16 protein-coding genes are annotated in these 14,659 nt (G+C 50.7%); 9 read left to right on the top strand and 7 right to left on the bottom strand.

Features of this window, described 5'->3' with window-relative positions:
• Positions 1-268 precede the first annotated feature (268 nt).
• The 3 genes from DI44_RS12475 to DI44_RS12485 all read right to left on the bottom strand — a co-directional run bounded on the left by DI44_RS12475 (position 269) and on the right by DI44_RS12485 (position 3,726).
• Complete coding sequence (locus DI44_RS12475; protein ID WP_033024859.1) at positions 269-2,395, bottom strand: heavy metal translocating P-type ATPase; 2,127 nt, start codon at positions 2,393-2,395, stop codon at positions 269-271.
• The gene (locus DI44_RS12480; protein WP_033005425.1) at positions 2,385-2,756 is read right to left on the bottom strand and encodes a metalloregulator ArsR/SmtB family transcription factor; all 372 of its coding nucleotides are present in this window, start codon (positions 2,754-2,756) and stop codon (positions 2,385-2,387) included. Before DI44_RS12480 ends, DI44_RS12475 begins: the two co-directional genes overlap by 11 nt.
• A 202-nt stretch (positions 2,757-2,958) precedes the next feature.
• On the bottom strand, positions 2,959-3,726 hold the full coding sequence (locus DI44_RS12485; RefSeq protein WP_011230250.1) for an alpha/beta fold hydrolase: 768 nt from the start codon (positions 3,724-3,726) through the stop codon (positions 2,959-2,961).
• A gap of 116 nt (positions 3,727-3,842) precedes the next feature.
• Here DI44_RS12485 and DI44_RS12490 point away from each other — a divergent pair, with 116 nt between their 5' ends.
• The 4 genes from DI44_RS12490 to DI44_RS12500 all read left to right on the top strand — a co-directional run bounded on the left by DI44_RS12490 (position 3,843) and on the right by DI44_RS12500 (position 6,390).
• Complete coding sequence (locus DI44_RS12490; RefSeq protein WP_033024858.1) at positions 3,843-4,649, top strand: Cof-type HAD-IIB family hydrolase; 807 nt, start codon at positions 3,843-3,845, stop codon at positions 4,647-4,649.
• A gap of 345 nt (positions 4,650-4,994) precedes the next feature.
• Positions 4,995-5,147: a hypothetical protein gene (locus tag DI44_RS19100; RefSeq protein ID WP_011230248.1), complete on the top strand. Its 153-nt coding sequence runs from the start codon at positions 4,995-4,997 to the stop codon at positions 5,145-5,147.
• Between the two features lie 2 nt (positions 5,148-5,149).
• Positions 5,150-5,350: a DUF3813 domain-containing protein gene (locus DI44_RS12495; RefSeq protein WP_033024857.1), complete on the top strand. Its 201-nt coding sequence runs from the start codon at positions 5,150-5,152 to the stop codon at positions 5,348-5,350.
• Positions 5,351-5,526: 176 nt separating this feature from the next.
• Positions 5,527-6,390: a DegV family protein gene (locus DI44_RS12500; RefSeq protein WP_033024856.1), complete on the top strand. Its 864-nt coding sequence runs from the start codon at positions 5,527-5,529 to the stop codon at positions 6,388-6,390.
• Positions 6,391-6,446: 56 nt separating this feature from the next.
• Here DI44_RS12500 and DI44_RS12505 read toward each other — a convergent pair whose 3' ends face one another.
• A complete protein-coding gene (locus DI44_RS12505; protein WP_013146137.1) occupies positions 6,447-7,541 on the bottom strand; it encodes a Fic/DOC family N-terminal domain-containing protein in 1,095 nt (364 codons plus the stop codon).
• Positions 7,542-7,778: 237 nt separating this feature from the next.
• Between DI44_RS12505 and DI44_RS17800 the strand changes: the two genes are divergently transcribed.
• From DI44_RS17800 to DI44_RS19370, 3 genes are all read left to right on the top strand, one after another.
• The gene (locus DI44_RS17800; RefSeq protein ID WP_008879040.1) at positions 7,779-7,910 is read left to right on the top strand and encodes a DUF3941 domain-containing protein; all 132 of its coding nucleotides are present in this window, start codon (positions 7,779-7,781) and stop codon (positions 7,908-7,910) included.
• Between the two features lie 201 nt (positions 7,911-8,111).
• Positions 8,112-8,603, top strand: coding sequence for a YajQ family cyclic di-GMP-binding protein (locus tag DI44_RS12510; protein ID WP_014195072.1), 492 nt, complete (start codon positions 8,112-8,114; stop codon positions 8,601-8,603).
• 69 nt (positions 8,604-8,672) lie between these two features.
• Positions 8,673-10,424 (top strand): M56 family metallopeptidase, encoded by a 1,752-nt coding sequence (locus DI44_RS19370; protein WP_241766368.1) that lies wholly within the window; start codon positions 8,673-8,675, stop codon positions 10,422-10,424.
• Between the two features lie 318 nt (positions 10,425-10,742).
• Here the strand turns inward: DI44_RS19370 and DI44_RS19615 are convergent, their stop codons facing one another.
• From DI44_RS19615 to DI44_RS12525, 3 genes are read right to left on the bottom strand one after another with little or no spacing between them, the layout of a single operon-like run.
• The gene (locus tag DI44_RS19615; RefSeq protein ID WP_255408631.1) at positions 10,743-10,871 is read right to left on the bottom strand and encodes a hypothetical protein; all 129 of its coding nucleotides are present in this window, start codon (positions 10,869-10,871) and stop codon (positions 10,743-10,745) included.
• Between the two features lie 22 nt (positions 10,872-10,893).
• Complete coding sequence (locus DI44_RS12520; RefSeq protein WP_014195069.1) at positions 10,894-11,604, bottom strand: B3/4 domain-containing protein; 711 nt, start codon at positions 11,602-11,604, stop codon at positions 10,894-10,896.
• A 53-nt stretch (positions 11,605-11,657) separates the two neighbouring features.
• Complete coding sequence (locus tag DI44_RS12525) at positions 11,658-12,266, bottom strand: FMN-binding negative transcriptional regulator (protein ID WP_033024854.1); 609 nt, start codon at positions 12,264-12,266, stop codon at positions 11,658-11,660.
• Positions 12,267-12,385: 119 nt separating this feature from the next.
• On the opposite strand from DI44_RS12525, the gene DI44_RS12530 reads away from it, so the two are divergent.
• Together DI44_RS12530 and DI44_RS12535 are read left to right on the top strand one after the other, a co-directional pair.
• The gene (locus DI44_RS12530; protein WP_033012131.1) at positions 12,386-13,765 is read left to right on the top strand and encodes a PLP-dependent aminotransferase family protein; all 1,380 of its coding nucleotides are present in this window, start codon (positions 12,386-12,388) and stop codon (positions 13,763-13,765) included.
• A 429-nt stretch (positions 13,766-14,194) separates the two neighbouring features.
• A partial coding sequence (locus tag DI44_RS12535; protein WP_033024853.1) for an ABC transporter ATP-binding protein occupies positions 14,195-14,659 on the top strand: 465 nt, incomplete at its 3' end.

Here is a 14,659-nt window from a genome sequence, read left to right as displayed (position 1 = left end):
TGTGTTTCATGCCTCTCTTCTTCTCGAGATCCCTTCATGCCGCCCCCTCTTCCCCATGATTTTCCTGAACAGGCCAAAACGTTTAACAACTGCCATCCCAAACGTTCGACCTAATCAGCGGTTGGCATTTTCCTCTTTCATTATACCGTCTCTCATCGTCAGAAAGCACCCATATTTTCCACGCCTTTCATGAGGGAAGACCAATGCACTCCTTCGAAGTTGAGAGAGGCGCCGAAGCAGTCCTTTCCTCGCTGCCCGCAGCCCCGTCTCATTCTTTCACCCGCAGCAGGCGCATGCTGTTGAATGTCACGAGCAGCGTCGCGCCCATATCGGCGAACACCGCGAGCCAAAGGGTGAGCCAGCCCGGGACGGCGGCGGCGAGCGCCAACGCTTTGAGTCCTAAGGCGACGGCGATGTTTTGCCGGATGACGGCAAGCGTTCGGCGCCCAAGGTGGACGGTGTACGGCAACTGGCGCAAATCATCGGCCATGAGCACAACATCGGCTGTTTCCAAGGCGGCATCCGTCCCCGCCCCGCCCATCGCCACACCAATATCGGCCGCGGCCAAGGCAGGGGCGTCATTCACCCCGTCGCCGACCATGGCGGTCATGCCGCAACGTTCTTTCAGCTCGCGGATCGCCGCCAGCTTCTGTTCCGGAAGGAGCTCGGCGCGAATATCAGATACACCCGCTTGACGACCGATGGCCTGTGCGGTTTGCTCGTGGTCGCCCGTCACCATCACCACTTCCGCCACTCCAAGGCGCCGCAGCGCGGCGACCGTTTCCGATGCGGACGGCCGCAGTGGATCGGCCGCGGCGATAAGACCCAACAGCCGATCGGCGGTGCCAACGGCCATCACCGTTTTTCCTTCGCTGCGGAAAACAGCGATTTGTTGTTCCACTTCATCCGGCCACTCCCCGATCAAGCGGGTGAACAAGGCCGGGCTGCCGATATAATACGTTTCGTTTCCGACAGCGGCCTTGACTCCTTTTCCGGTCAACGACTGAAACGCATCAACTGGCGCGCCAAGAAACGGCGCTCCCTCCTCTTCCGCTTGGCGGACGATGGCTGAAGCGAGTGGATGCTGCGATCGTTTTTCGATCGCCGCCGCCACCGCCAGCAGTTGTTCACGGCTCCCTTCATACACGACGACATCGGTCACGGCTGGTCTCCCTTCCGTCAACGTCCCGGTTTTATCAAAGGCAATCGCCCGCAGCCGGCCGATTTGTTCGAGATATACCCCGCCTTTGATGAGCACGCCGCGCCGAGCCGCGTTTCCGATGGCCGTCACAATCGCCACCGGGGTGGAGATGACGAGCGCGCACGGGCAGCCGATGACAAGAACGGCAAGACCGCGGTAAATCCAATCAAGCCACTCCCCGCCCATCACGAGCGGCGGCACAAGAGCGATCAGAAGCGCGGTCACGATAATAAACGGCGTATAATAGCGAGCAAACCGGTCGACGAACGCTTGCGACGGCGCCCGCTCCGCTTGCGCCTCTTCTACAAGATCAATCATTTTCGCCAATGTCGTTTCATCCGCCCGCTTTGTCACTTCAACTTCGAGGAATCCTTCTCCATTCAGCGTCCCGGCAAACACTGCATCCCCCACTGCTTTTTCCACCGGCAGACTTTCGCCGGTGATCGCCGCTTCATTCACTGTGGAGGCGCCGCTTATGACAATGCCGTCCAAAGCGATTTTTCCACCCGGCTTGACGATCATGACATCCCCGACGCGAACGTCTTCGACCGGAACGGTCACCTCCTCCGCACCGCGCCGAATCGTCGCTGCAGCGGGCGCCATCTCCATCAACGAGGCGATCGACCGCCGTGCTCGATCCATCGAGTAGCTCTCGAGCGCTTCGCTGATGGCAAATAAAATGACAACGACTGCTCCCTCTTGCCATTCGCCGATCGCCGCCGCACCGAGAATAGCGATCGTCATTAATGTTTTCATATCAAACTGCCAGCGGGCCAGATTCCGGAGCCCCGTCCAGAACAGGGAGTAGCCGCCGATCACGATCGCCGCCAAATACATCGCAATCGCCAGCATCCCCTTGTCCGCCGCATCGGCCGCAATGCCAATCAGAAGCAATACAGCAGAGACAAGGACGTTCCTGTTCTCTTTCTTCTTCCAAAACGGCTCCCGCCGGATGGTGCGCTCGCGTTCTTCACGAATTTTCAGGCGTTCAAACGCTCCCGCTTGTTCAAGCTCATCAATCGTCGCCTCGCCCCAAACGGTGAGCTTGGCGGCGCCGAAATTCACTTTCGCCTCTTTCACGCCGGGCAAGGATTTCACGTTTTGCTCAAACTTAGCTGCGCAGTTTGTGCACGTCAGTCCTTGCACGCGGTATGTTTTGGCCTCGAGCCGATCTAATGTTTGTTCATTCCCCACGGCCGTCCCCCTCTTTCCGATGGGCGAGCGCGACAAGCAGCAGCTCGCGAATATGGTCGTCATCCAGCGAGTAAAAGGCCAGTTTCCCCTCTTTTCGATATTTCACAATTCCTTGCTTATACAAAATGCGCAAATGATGTGATGCCGTCGCCACTGTCGCCCCAATCACGTTTGCGAGGTCACAGACGCACAGCTCCTCTTCACCGCAAAGCGCATACACGATCTTCGCCCGGTTTTCATCGGCAAGCGCCTTAAAAAAAGGGACAATCTCGGCAATTGGTTCATCGCGAAGCCGCCGCTGAACCCGCTCGACCTTCTCGTCGTCATAACAGTAAACGTCGCACACATCATGACGGTGCATTCCTTCTCGCTCCTTGTCAATATTCAAATATTCACTTGAATATAGAATAGCATATCTCCCCCTTATATTCAAATATTCATTTGAACAAAAAATGTGCTCAAACGAAAAATCCGCCTTTTTTGTTTTTAAAAGGCGGATTCCCTCTTGTGAAGCACGCTTTAGCTGACCACAAACATGTTCGTTTCCTCATTGCCGATTTTGCTTACACATGCTCGCGAAACCAGCGCACCGTCTCCAAAAACGCTTCACGCGTCACTTTATGGCCGGCGTGCGGGTCGGCGATGAATTGCAGCCGGTCTTCGTTTCCTTCATAAAGTGGTTTAATTTGCTTGTAAAACTCATATGTATAAGCATACGGGACGACTTGGTCGGCTTTCCCGTGCCAGATGAACAGCGGCCGGCCGTCGAGTTTTTCCGGCTGCTTGGATAAATCGTAGCGGGCGAGCTTTTCTTTTTCGAGCGCAAGCAGCGTCGGTGGCAGCGGAATGTCGATTTGGCGCCGCTTTCCTTCTTCAATCATCTCATCAAAAAAGGCGCTGTAGTTCGGGCAGCCCATGAGCGCCACCGCCGCCCTCACCCACGGATAGACGGCGAGCGCGCCGAACGTGACGATTCCGCCCATCGATGTCCCAGCGAGCCCAATCCGTTCTCGGTCAGCCAGCCCGCGGCTTACAAGGTCGTTTTTCATCTCCTCGATTTCGGTGATCGTGCGCACAACAATGTCCCAAAACGACAGCTGCAATTTCCGTTCGCTCAAGCCTTCGTCCCGTTCACCGTGAAACAGCGCGTCGGGAAGCACAGCGCGGTAGCCCGCCTCGGCGAGCAAGTAGCCGAAATGCAAATTATGTTCTTTGGCGCTCGTAAAGCCGTGGATAAAGAAAATCAGCGGCAGCCGTTCGTCCCGCTTTTCCGGCTTGACAACGTGAAGAACCGGCACGCCGGCCAACTGTTCCTGTTCAATGATCACCATGGTTGCACAAACCCCTTTTCTTTTTCCATCGCTGTATAGTTTACCATATGGACAGCGATTTTGGAAAAGAGTTACACTATGTAGTGTAAAGAATAACGAGGGCAAAGGAGTCGGACATGAAGCCGTATTTAATCGCGTTGGATTTGGATGGAACGTTGCTCAAAGGGGATAAAACGATTTCTCCATTTACCAAAGACGTCATCCGCCGCGCCATCGACACCGGCCATTTTGTTGTCATCGCCACCGGCCGCCCGTACCGGGCAAGCTCCATGTACTACGAAGAACTTGGCCTTGCAACGCCGATCGTCAATTTCAACGGCGCGTTTGTCCACCATCCGCGCCAGCCGTCGTGGGGCATGCACCATTACCCGCTGCCGCTTGCGATCGTCAAAGACATTGTTGAAATCAGCGAATCCTATGGAATCAAGAATATGATGGCCGAAGTGTTAGACGATGTCTATTTCCACCAACATGACGACGTCTTGCTTGACATCGTCCGCCTCGGCAACCCGACCGTGAAAATCGGCGATTTGCGCCGTTCGCTTGGCAAAGACCCGACGAGCGTGCTCGTGTACACGGACGATGATCATATCGAGCGGATTCAATCACACTTAGCGAATGTGTACGCCAACGTCATCCACCAACGGCGCTGGAGCGAACCGTGGCATGTCATTGAAATCATCCGCCATGGCGTCCATAAGGCTGCAGGCTTAAAACAAGTCGCCGACTATTTCGGCATCCCAAGGGAGCGCGTCATTGCTTTTGGCGATGAAGACAACGACCTCGAGATGATCGACTGGGCCGGCCTCGGTGTTGCGATGGGCAACGCCATCGAACCGTTGAAAACCATTGCCGACGATGTGGCAAAAACCAATGAAGAAGACGGCGTCGGTGCATATTTGCAGGATTTGCTTCGTTTGTAGTTTCCATCGCGGCGGCTTCCGAGCCGCCTTTTTTGGCGCCGTCCATTAAGATGGATGAAAAAGCGCGTTTCTCCAAAATGTTCATGAACAGAAAAAAGAACTGTTTCGATGCTGCTCCGTTGGCGAACGCTTTGCTGGAGCGTTTTCCGCGTTCCATCACCAGCCTTATCTGCTTCCTACAATCTAAACGCTGGCTGATGCTTCTCTTTTCACCTTGCTCCAACCGCCTTGCCGCTTTGTAGAGCGACTTGTGTTGTAACGAATTTCCTTACTACTGTTCCCCCCGTGCGGTTACACTATACGTGACGCAACGCGCGTCTTCATATTTTAAAGGGGGAATCCGTCATGGGCAAACGAAACAAATCGAAGCGTTTCGTCCAACAAAGCGTCGATGCGGTTGAACGGCATGACAAGCGAATCCCTTATCATTTAACGTACGCCGAGGCGGAAGCGCGCAAAGCGGAAAAAGCGATGGAAACGTCGCTTGGAGGAGCGTAGCGATGGGCAACCGCCTGTTCCAAGAGGCGCGCAAAGCGGTCGCGCAGGCCAAACAAGCGGCTAACGGCGAAATCGACATGAACGTCGACCGCGCCATTGCCATCGCCAAAAACGCCTTGTCATCTGCCTATGCGCATTCCAACACGGCGGAAAAAGCGCAGTTGCGTCAATTTCAAGCCGAGCTTGATGAGCTCACTCAATAACCGCTGCGGGCTTCCCGCAGCTCTTTTTTTCGCCCGCTCCCGATTTTCCGTTGTATTCCGAGCTAAAAACCGCTACACTGAACATAGAAACATGAATCACCGTTCACCTGCGAAAACGGTTGGTTCATCCGACCGAGCCGTGGGGAACACGGAAGGAGAAAAGAGGAGGACGAAAGATGTCCATTCAAATCATTACCGACAGCGGCGCGGATTTGCCGCAAGCATACATCCGCGAACATCACATCGCCTTTTTGCCGCTTGTCGTCCATTGGAACGGCCAAGACTACGAAGATGGGGTGACGATCGAGCCGAAGCAAGTATATGACGCCATGCGCCAAGGGCATACGGTGAAAACGGCACAGCCAAGCCCGCTGGCGATGAAGGAGCTGTTTTTGCCATACGCCAAAGAAAACCGGCCATGCCTTTACATCGCCTTTTCATCGAAATTATCCGGTACATACCAAACGGCGATGGCCGTGCGCAGCGAACTGCTTGGTGAATATCCGGAATTTCGCCTGACAATCATCGACTCGAAATGCGCCTCTCTTGGCCAAGGGCTCGCCGTCATGAAGGCAGTCGAGCTGGCGAAACAAAACACACCGTACAACTTGCTTTGTGAAACGATCGAGGCGTATTGCCGCCATATGGAACACATTTTCACCGTTGACAACTTGGATTACTTGGCGCGCGGCGGCCGCATCAGCAAAGCCGCCGCGGCCTTCGGGGGCTTGCTCAACATCAAGCCGCTTCTCCATGTCGAAGACGGCGCGCTTGTCCCACTTGAGAAGCTGCGTGGGCGGAAAAAAGTGTTGAAACGCATGGTCGAGTTGATGGGAGAGCGCGGCGATGATCTGCAAAAGCAAACGATCGGCATCAGCCACGCCGATGACGAAGAAACGGCGCTTGAGCTGAAGCGGATGATCGAAGAAACACACGGCTGCACGCGCTTTTTCCTCTCCGACATCGGCAGCGTCATCGGCGCACACGCCGGACCGGGGACGATTGCCCTCTTTTTTCTGAACAAATATATTGAGATCTGACGCCTTTCCCGCCGGACGAAACACGGGCGCCTGCACAACACAGGCGCCTGTCCTCATTACCGAAGTTGATCAAGAAGATTGTAGTAGTAGTACGTTTTGGACCGCATCCGGCCATCCGAGAAAATGAGTTGCTGTTCCTCAAACCGATTCAAATAGCGCCGAACCGTCGCTTCCGGCAAACCGGTCAACTCCGCCATCATGTTCGCGGTAAAAATCGGGTGCTGGAACATGACATTGACAACGGTTCGAATATTATGGCTGTTCACAAGCGCACTTGCCTTTTCCAAATCCTCTTCATACAAATCGTTTACTTTTTGAATCAAGCGAACATTTTGTTTCGCTTGTAAATGGACGCATTGCAAGAAAAACTGAATCCATTGCGTCCAGTCGCCTTTGTAGCGGGTATCATTCAAATAGCGGTAATACTTGTGCTTATCCCGTTCAAGCACATCGCTGACAAAAAAGTTCGGGTAATCGATGACACCTTTACTATACAAATAGAGCGGAATCAAAATTCTTCCAATCCGACCGTTTCCGTCCAGAAATGGATGAATCGTTTCGAACTGCGCATGAATTATGGCTACTCTCACTAATTCATCATAATCATCGTTCGGTTCATGAATGTATTTCTCTAAATTTGACATATACTCATTGACAAGATGCGGCTCCGGAGGAATGTAAGTGGCGGTTTCAATCGTGCATCCTTCCGGACCGAGGAAATTTTGCACCCTTCGGAATTCCCCTGGCGACCGATGGGATCCGCGTACATCGTTTGACAACAAAATTCGATGCAACTGCTTAAACAACCGAGTCGAAATGGGGATCTCTTTCAGCGCATCCATCCCTGCCACTAATGCTTCATAATAGTTTAATGCTTCTCGCACATCGCTGTTCGCTTTTCTGCTTTGTGCTTCAGTCTCCATCACTTCATCCAATGTCACTTGTGTCCCTTCAATTTTCGTCGACTGCACCGCCTCCTTCAGCATGATCGGCCTGAGCAGAAATCGCGGATGCAGCTTTGAATGCCGCAGCATCGTTTGATACTCAACCATCGCCTTATTCGCTTCGATCAATTCGCGAAGAAAACGCATTTGATTCACGACATCTTCGCTAAGAGGAAGCTTGAAGGGGACAAACGGTTTTCGTTTCATTTTTCATTCCCCTTTACGAACATTTTAGATAAAAAATGATCGTTAAACACCTATATTTACCCTATTACAAACATTTATCTCTATTTTTGTACTTAATTATACTCTAAAGCGAACCATTTGTTAAGAAAAATTCTCCATTTATCTTTCCACAAACTACCTTCCCCTATTTCCATATAGTTCATTTCCATTTACCGCATACTAATGATGGACGATCGAAACAAAAGGAGGGGGCTGCCGATGCCAAACACAAGCGACAATGACAAAAAAGCGCGCGACAACCAAGCGAAGCGCCATGAGAAAAACATGATGCGCGAAAAAAACCGCGAAGCCGGGAAGTTCGCGTATTCGAAGAAGACGGATCATTTGTGAGCAAAATGACAAAAAAGGCGGCCGAAACACCGCCTTTTTCACATTGTTCCCCTGCATCAAGTCCCGCTTTCAGCATGGTGCTACATGCCGGCCTCTTCCGGCTAAAGGACGAAACTAACCTTCTTGCCCCTTTGATCATTGTTGTCTTTCCTCCCACCTTTTTCTATAATGAAAGTACATCACACGCCCGGGAGGTCACGTATGTCAAAAGAAAGTTCGTTCGATATCGTATCCAAAGTCGATTTGTCGGAAGTGGCAAACGCCATCAACATCGCCATGAAAGAAATCAAGACGCGCTACGACTTCAAAGGAAGCAAAAGCGACATTTCGCTCGAGAAAGACGAGCTCGTTCTCATCTCCGACGACGAGTTTAAGCTTGAGCAGCTGAAAGATGTGCTCATCGGCAAGCTCATTAAGCGCGGGGTGGCGACGAAAAACATCCAATACGGCAAAATCGAGCCGGCATCAGGCGGCACGGTGCGCCAGCGCGCCAAGCTTGTCCAAGGGATCGACAAAGAAAACGCGAAAAAAATCACCACGATCATCAAAAACACCGGCTTGAAAGTGAAAAGCCAAGTGCAAGATGACCAAATTCGCGTCAGCGGCAAAAGCAAAGACGACTTGCAAAAGGTGATCGCCGCCATTCGCGAAGCCGATTTGCCGATTGACGTGCAGTTTGTGAACTACCGCTGAAACAGGCAGAAGCGCGCTGCCTGTTTTTTCATAAATAGAAGAGTGATGTTTATAGGGGAGGAAGCAAGTGTGTCTGATTGGGGGATGATCGTTTCGTTTCTTCTCGGTTTTTCCTTCCAATGGGTAGCCAAAAAGTTAGAAAAACGGAACGCAGCCTTATACGGCCGCCTATTCGCTGCATTGATTGGAGCTGTTTGGGCATGGTGTGGTTTTGTTCAAGGCGGATTGCTGCAGTCTGTTTCGATGCTCGGCGCGTTTTGGCTCAGTTACGAAGTCATCCCGCTGCCGAAACGAAACCGCGTGCCAACATATGACATCATTGCCGAACTGCAAGCGAAAGGGGCAAAAGAAATTGTTGTTCCACGCGAAAAAAAGCGAGCGTTGCTTGACATCGGCTTCTCCGCCTTATTCATCGGCATCGCCATTCCTTATTTTTGGATTGGCTCTCCATCTCCCGTTGTGGAGCTGTTTCTCTTATACGGCTTTTTATCGATGGCGGCGGGACTTTTCAAACGCATGGCGCTTTTTCGTTCGCTCCACCTGTTTTATGACCAAAACGATCATGCGCTCTATCTCATCTCTTCCGTTGAGGCGAAGCGATATCCATTGGATCAGTGCGTTGACATCCAAGTGCATACAGCCCCCGATATTTTGCAGCTATTCCATCTGTTTCACTTGTTCTCCCCTCATGCCGACTATACGGTCAACATGGGAAAAACGTGGAAGCTGTCGTTTGACGGGGAACGAGTGTATCTCAATCCTGGATCGCTGGCATCAATGAACATCCTTCCAAAACCGTTGTCTTCGCAGAGAGAGATTCACATCCAGCCATTTTATCATCCAAGCAATTGGAAGCGGCTGCTTGGAAAAGCGTACTTCTCCGCGGCCGTCAAAGGGGTGGGGGCTTACGCCGCCCTTCTTGCCTTGCTGGCGTATTGGAAAATCGATTCCATCACCATGATCGCCGCCATTCTCTTTTTTTGGACAATCAACCTATTCATTTCTGATCGAGTTTTGAAAATTGCTCTCGATATGAAACCGGTCACGAATCCACCTATCCAGCACATCATTCGGACCATTTGCGCACGGGCCGGCTTGCCCCATCTTGCAGTTTATACAACAGAGTCAAGCGACTACAACGGCTTTGCGGCAGGCCCTTACATCGGTCGATCGCTGATCGCCTTGACATCGGAAACGTTGAAACTTCCGCACGATGCGTTGGCAGGAGTCATCGCCCACGAAGCCGTCCATGTCAAAAAGCGGGACGTTTTAACTGCGCAGCTGTTGCAGTTTGCCTTCATCATGGTGATTTCCTCCATCATCGCCGGCGTGTACGAAGCAGCCGCCCATTGGTTGGAAACACATCGCGCCGCAACGTTTTTGATCGGTTGGACGCTCATCGTTCTATTGTATCCCGCTTTCCGTTCATGGCTTGTGCAGTGGATGGAAGTGCGCGCTGATCATCTCGGAGCGACGCTGCTTGATGGCGGCAACGACCAGATGGCCAACGCCTTAGCCATTCTTTCAAAAAATCAAGACCAAGCCATCGAGCAAGCACATAGCTACCACATCGATGCGAAGGAAAAAGACGATGAGGAGGAAGATGCATTTGCCGAGGACGGTTCTTTCACTTTCGAGAGAGAGGACTGGTTTTCACGCTTTTCCAAATTTCAACTATCCCCCCATCCGCCGATGTATTGGCGCATTCATTCGCTCCGCACGACCGAAACCGGATGGAGCACGCAAAAACTTCGATTATGGTGGCGCGACTGTTGGCGCGAATCGCTTCCTGATTTTGTGAAAGAGTGGTTGCATATATAGATGCAATGAAATCGTTTCACATATCTTTGACGGAAGACCGAACAACAACCTGGAAGCGGCGTTGTTCGGCCACCCGACAGCCGGGTGCAATGACCAGCAAAATCGATAAATGTTAAAGTTTTAGATTGCATCTATATTATTATGATGAAATCCGCTACTGCCGCGCCCTGCCAAGCTTGGGGCGGACAAGCTCGGCAACAGTTTATTGCCGTTTTTGGAAAGAGGGGGGCTCTTCTTTTTTCTTCCCCTCCATGCACCCCTTTCTCTAAATCGTCGGGCATCGTCCGCCCGCGAACACCTTTAAACAGGCAACCATCATCAGACGCCAACCACCCTTCCGACCAGAACACCGGCAACAATGATCACCAATGTCGCCCCGACAATCGGCTCGGCGAGTCGCATCGCTTCTCCTTCCCCGCCGAGGCGGCCGATCGCGGCAGCAACCAAAGCAAGACTGATGAAGGGATCCTTAATCTGTTATCGATATTTCCGAATGATGGGCATCCAATATGTGCATCTTCACCGTGCCGCCAAGATAGTGCCGTACCGAATAAGCCAGTTCCTCTAATGCTTGATGAAGCGCCTCATGCCTCGTATCATCAATCGATTCGATGCAAAGGAAGGCGTGCTTCGTCTGTTCGGTGAGCATCGTTCGTTGGGCTTCCCGCCAATTCCAGCAGCGGCATATGGCGCCCACGTCATCTTTATACACGATTTCTCCTTCATACGGCGGGTCGTTTTCCTCGCCTCCCAACGGGATGAACGGTTCATGACCATCCGCCAGCGCCAGCCGGATGTCGCCGACAAACGTGTCGATATCCTCCCCTCCGCATGGAAGCCCGTAACGCAATGAAACAGAATTATAAATATCCACAAGCGGGTTGATCGTTCGGATGTGCTGACCGTTTTTCACTCGTTTCAGCAGCGCTTCAACCGAACAACGCGCCCCTTTTTTCGTTTTGAATCGCCGAAACGCCTCTCGCCAAACAACGATGACGGGGTTGCGGCTCAATTCTTCAAACTCCAGGAATTTCCGCGCCTCTTTCTCCGCCTCTCGCAGCATTTGTTCGTAAACGCTGGCATTCTTGATGCCGTTGTCAATCCCTTGGGCAACGACCACACCGATTTTGGCGTGGGGAAATATGGCCCAAACATCGTCTTCAACAACAAAACGTGTCATCATCCACTCCTCCATTCTCTTACGGTTTTGAAGGGCTCGCCAAGGCGGAGATTTCACTGCTGTTGCTTTTTCATCAGGGAAGCGATTCGCTTTTCGTTTTCAAATGGCATTTGCTCGAGCTGCTTGATGATCCTCTCTTGCCGATGTACAGAATGGTTTTGACTTAATTTGGCTTTTCCCTCTATTCGCTCGATATGGATTTTAAAAGCTTGAATTCCGCTTCTCATCTTGGAAAGCAACTTAGCATCGACCTCTGACAGCTGGTAACGGCTGTCCGGCGCTTCGTACTTTTCTACCATATCGTGCAGCGACCGCATGATTTCCCCTTCATCATGGATAAGCTCCACATTGCCATACACATGGACGACCACATAATTCCATGTCGGCACTGCTTGGTTCGTTTCATACCAGGAAGGAGAAATATAACAATGCGGACCGTGGAAAATCGCCAAGACCGTCTGACGTTGAATGTCGTTCCATTGCGGATTAGAACGGGCAAAATGGCCGTACAAACACGCTTTCTCCCGATCGAGCAGCAGCGGCAAATGGGTGGCAAACAACTCCCTTTGATGCACAGACACCAAGGTGGCAAAACTGTTCTCCTTAATTACTTGATAGGCGACATCCACATCGTTGATGGCAAAATCCTTCGGAATATACATTAAATCCCCCCTTCACTTTTTCCAACTTAACAATCGAATCTTTACGATGTATCATATAACTAAATTTGACATAGAAAAAGGGACAATAACAAAAAAATAAACATGTCAGAGGGATGGACATGAAAACGATCATTTTTGCTCTACATGACCGCTTGCCTAAATACAAACAAATCTACGAAAAGTTAAAATCGATGATTGAACAAGGCGACATCCAGGCGAATGAACCACTTCCCTCGATCCGTCAACTTGCTGAATCGTTGAATGTGAGCCGCAACACCACCTTAATGGCCTACGAACAGCTTGTTGCTGAAGGATATATTCGTGCGGAAAAACGAAAAGGGTATTTTGTCAATGAGGTGGAACCACTTTTCATTCCAAAAATCCAGGTTTCCTTGCGCCAATCGAAAAATAAACCGACATCGACTGTTGTTGTCGATTTTCGTGCTGATGCAGTCGATGCTGCTCATTTCCCTCTTAAAGCATGGAGACGAATTTCGAATCAAGTCTTTACTTCAGCACACTGCTTTCGCTATGGAGACCCGTTCGGGGAATTATGTTTGCGCGAACAAATCTCTGTCTATCTTTTGGAATCCCGTGGAGTAAATGCAGAGCCAAATGCCATTATCATCGGGAGCAGCACTCAACAAATGCTCCTCTCTCTCGGTCATATTCTCAAAGAGGAATTCCAGAGCATCATCATCGAGGATCCCGGCTACGATGGTGCTAGGGAAGCGTTTCAGTTTCATCACTTCCGATTGGAGACAGTGCCCGTTTCCGAAACGAGCGTGGACCTTTCGTCACTGAGGGAGATGTCATCGCGGCTCATCTATGTGACCCCTTCACACCAAAGTCCCATGGGAGTCAGCATGCCGATCCAGCAGCGATTCCTGCTCATCCAATGGGCCAACGAGGTGAATGGCTATATTATTGAGGATGATTATGACAGCGAATTTCGCTATACGCAAAAACCGTTTCCGGCTCTTGCCTCCATTGATTCCACAAAAGTCATTTATCTGGGCAATTTCTCAAAATCGTTTCTGCCTGGGATTCGCTTAAGCTACATGGTGTTGCCGCCGTCGCTTTTGTACCGTTATCAGCAGCAGTTTCGCCTTTTCGAAAGCACTGCGTCCATCCTCAGCCAATTGGCGATGGCCAAATTTATGGAGGAGGGGGAATGGGGCCGCCATATTAAACGCATGCGCCTCGTGTACAAACGAAAAATGGAGCATTTAACATCACTACTGCGAAAAGCATTTGGGGATATGATCTCCATTATTGGCGAACAGTCCGGTTTATACGTGTTAATCAAAGTTCATTCCGATTGTTCAGAAGAACAGCTACTTCAACGCGCCCTATCGTGTGGGGTAAAAGTGTATCCCACTTCGCGCTATTTTGTGAACCAACGGCCAGACCGACCCATGATCAAGCTCGGTTTTAGCGGCTTGTCGCTCGAGGATATTGAGCTTGGAGTAAAACTGCTCAAAAAAGCATGGTGTTGACGACGACTTCACGGAAAACGCCCCTCTTTTTACACAAGCTCACGGAATCCCTGTCTTGGCGTGTATTTTTGATCGGTTTCTAATGTCACGTTAATTTTAAATATTTACATTTTTTTGTTTTTTTGTATAATACACTTAAGTTTGAAAAAGAAAGGGAAAAGAGAATATGGGTGGAAAAAATCATAGACCATTTAATATGTGGTGCAAAATTGATATAGCTATTGAACTTTCCACCAGTATTTCTACAGAGCTTTTCTATCGACTGGAAGGACATGGTTCTCTTACTGTGGTCCCTCCTATTCCAACAAGTGACGACATACTAAAACATGCTCCGTCTCAAGTCCCAGCGAGTTGGTAATAATCCTTTCGGGTGGTCCTCAAGATTTTTCAAGACCACCCTAGCTTATTAAATGGAAAGGGTAGAAAAAAATGATTGCCGTGCAAGACGTAAACAAAATCTATCCGCCAAACCGCCAAGTATTACATAATGTTTCCCTTGAACTGGTTGAAGGGGATCGACTTATTCTTTTAGGGCCGAATGGAGCCGGAAAAACTACTTTAATAAGATGCATCATCGGGCTTACTGCACCAGACAGCGGCAGCATCTATGTCAATGGAGTAGATGTTGTCCGCCATCCAGATGAAGCGCGCGAGTCGATTGCGGTCGTATTTGAAGAAGCTGACAACTCCTATTCTTATTTAACTGTTTTGGAAAATCTCTTATACTTCGGCTTGCTGAACAAATGGAGTCGTGCTGAAGCAAAACGAAGAGCCGAACGAATGATGGCCGTGTTGAATCTAACCCCATACGCTGAGCGTCTTACCCAAACCCTTTCACGTGGGATGAAACAAAAACTGGCATTTGCGATCGCCTTAGTCAACTACCCCCACTTC

Origin of the sequence: Geobacillus sp. CAMR5420, from assembly GCF_000691465.1 — a bacterium.
Taxonomy (GTDB): Bacteria; Bacillota; Bacilli; order Bacillales; family Anoxybacillaceae; genus Geobacillus; species Geobacillus thermoleovorans.
This window is presented reverse-complemented; position numbering and strand designations above follow the sequence as displayed.

Bases quoted from the DNA above. Each gene is read 5' to 3' on its own strand.
- DI44_RS12480 (WP_033005425.1), bottom strand. From the start codon at position 2,756: ATGCACCGTCATGATGTGTGCGACGTTTACTGTTATGACGACGAGAAG.
- DI44_RS12485 (WP_011230250.1), bottom strand. From the start codon at position 3,726: ATGGTGATCATTGAACAGGAACAGTTGGCCGGCGTGCCGGTTCTTCAC.
- DI44_RS12490 (WP_033024858.1), top strand. From the start codon at position 3,843: ATGAAGCCGTATTTAATCGCGTTGGATTTGGATGGAACGTTGCTCAAA.
- DI44_RS19100 (WP_011230248.1), top strand. From the start codon at position 4,995: ATGGGCAAACGAAACAAATCGAAGCGTTTCGTCCAACAAAGCGTCGAT.
- DI44_RS12495 (WP_033024857.1), top strand. From the start codon at position 5,150: ATGGGCAACCGCCTGTTCCAAGAGGCGCGCAAAGCGGTCGCGCAGGCC.
- DI44_RS12500 (WP_033024856.1), top strand. From the start codon at position 5,527: ATGTCCATTCAAATCATTACCGACAGCGGCGCGGATTTGCCGCAAGCA.
- DI44_RS12505 (WP_013146137.1), bottom strand. From the start codon at position 7,541: ATGAAACGAAAACCGTTTGTCCCCTTCAAGCTTCCTCTTAGCGAAGAT.
- DI44_RS17800 (WP_008879040.1), top strand. From the start codon at position 7,779: ATGCCAAACACAAGCGACAATGACAAAAAAGCGCGCGACAACCAAGCG.
- DI44_RS12510 (WP_014195072.1), top strand. From the start codon at position 8,112: ATGTCAAAAGAAAGTTCGTTCGATATCGTATCCAAAGTCGATTTGTCG.
- DI44_RS12520 (WP_014195069.1), bottom strand. From the start codon at position 11,604: ATGACACGTTTTGTTGTTGAAGACGATGTTTGGGCCATATTTCCCCAC.
- DI44_RS12525 (WP_033024854.1), bottom strand. From the start codon at position 12,266: ATGTATATTCCGAAGGATTTTGCCATCAACGATGTGGATGTCGCCTAT.
- DI44_RS12530 (WP_033012131.1), top strand. From the start codon at position 12,386: ATGAAAACGATCATTTTTGCTCTACATGACCGCTTGCCTAAATACAAA.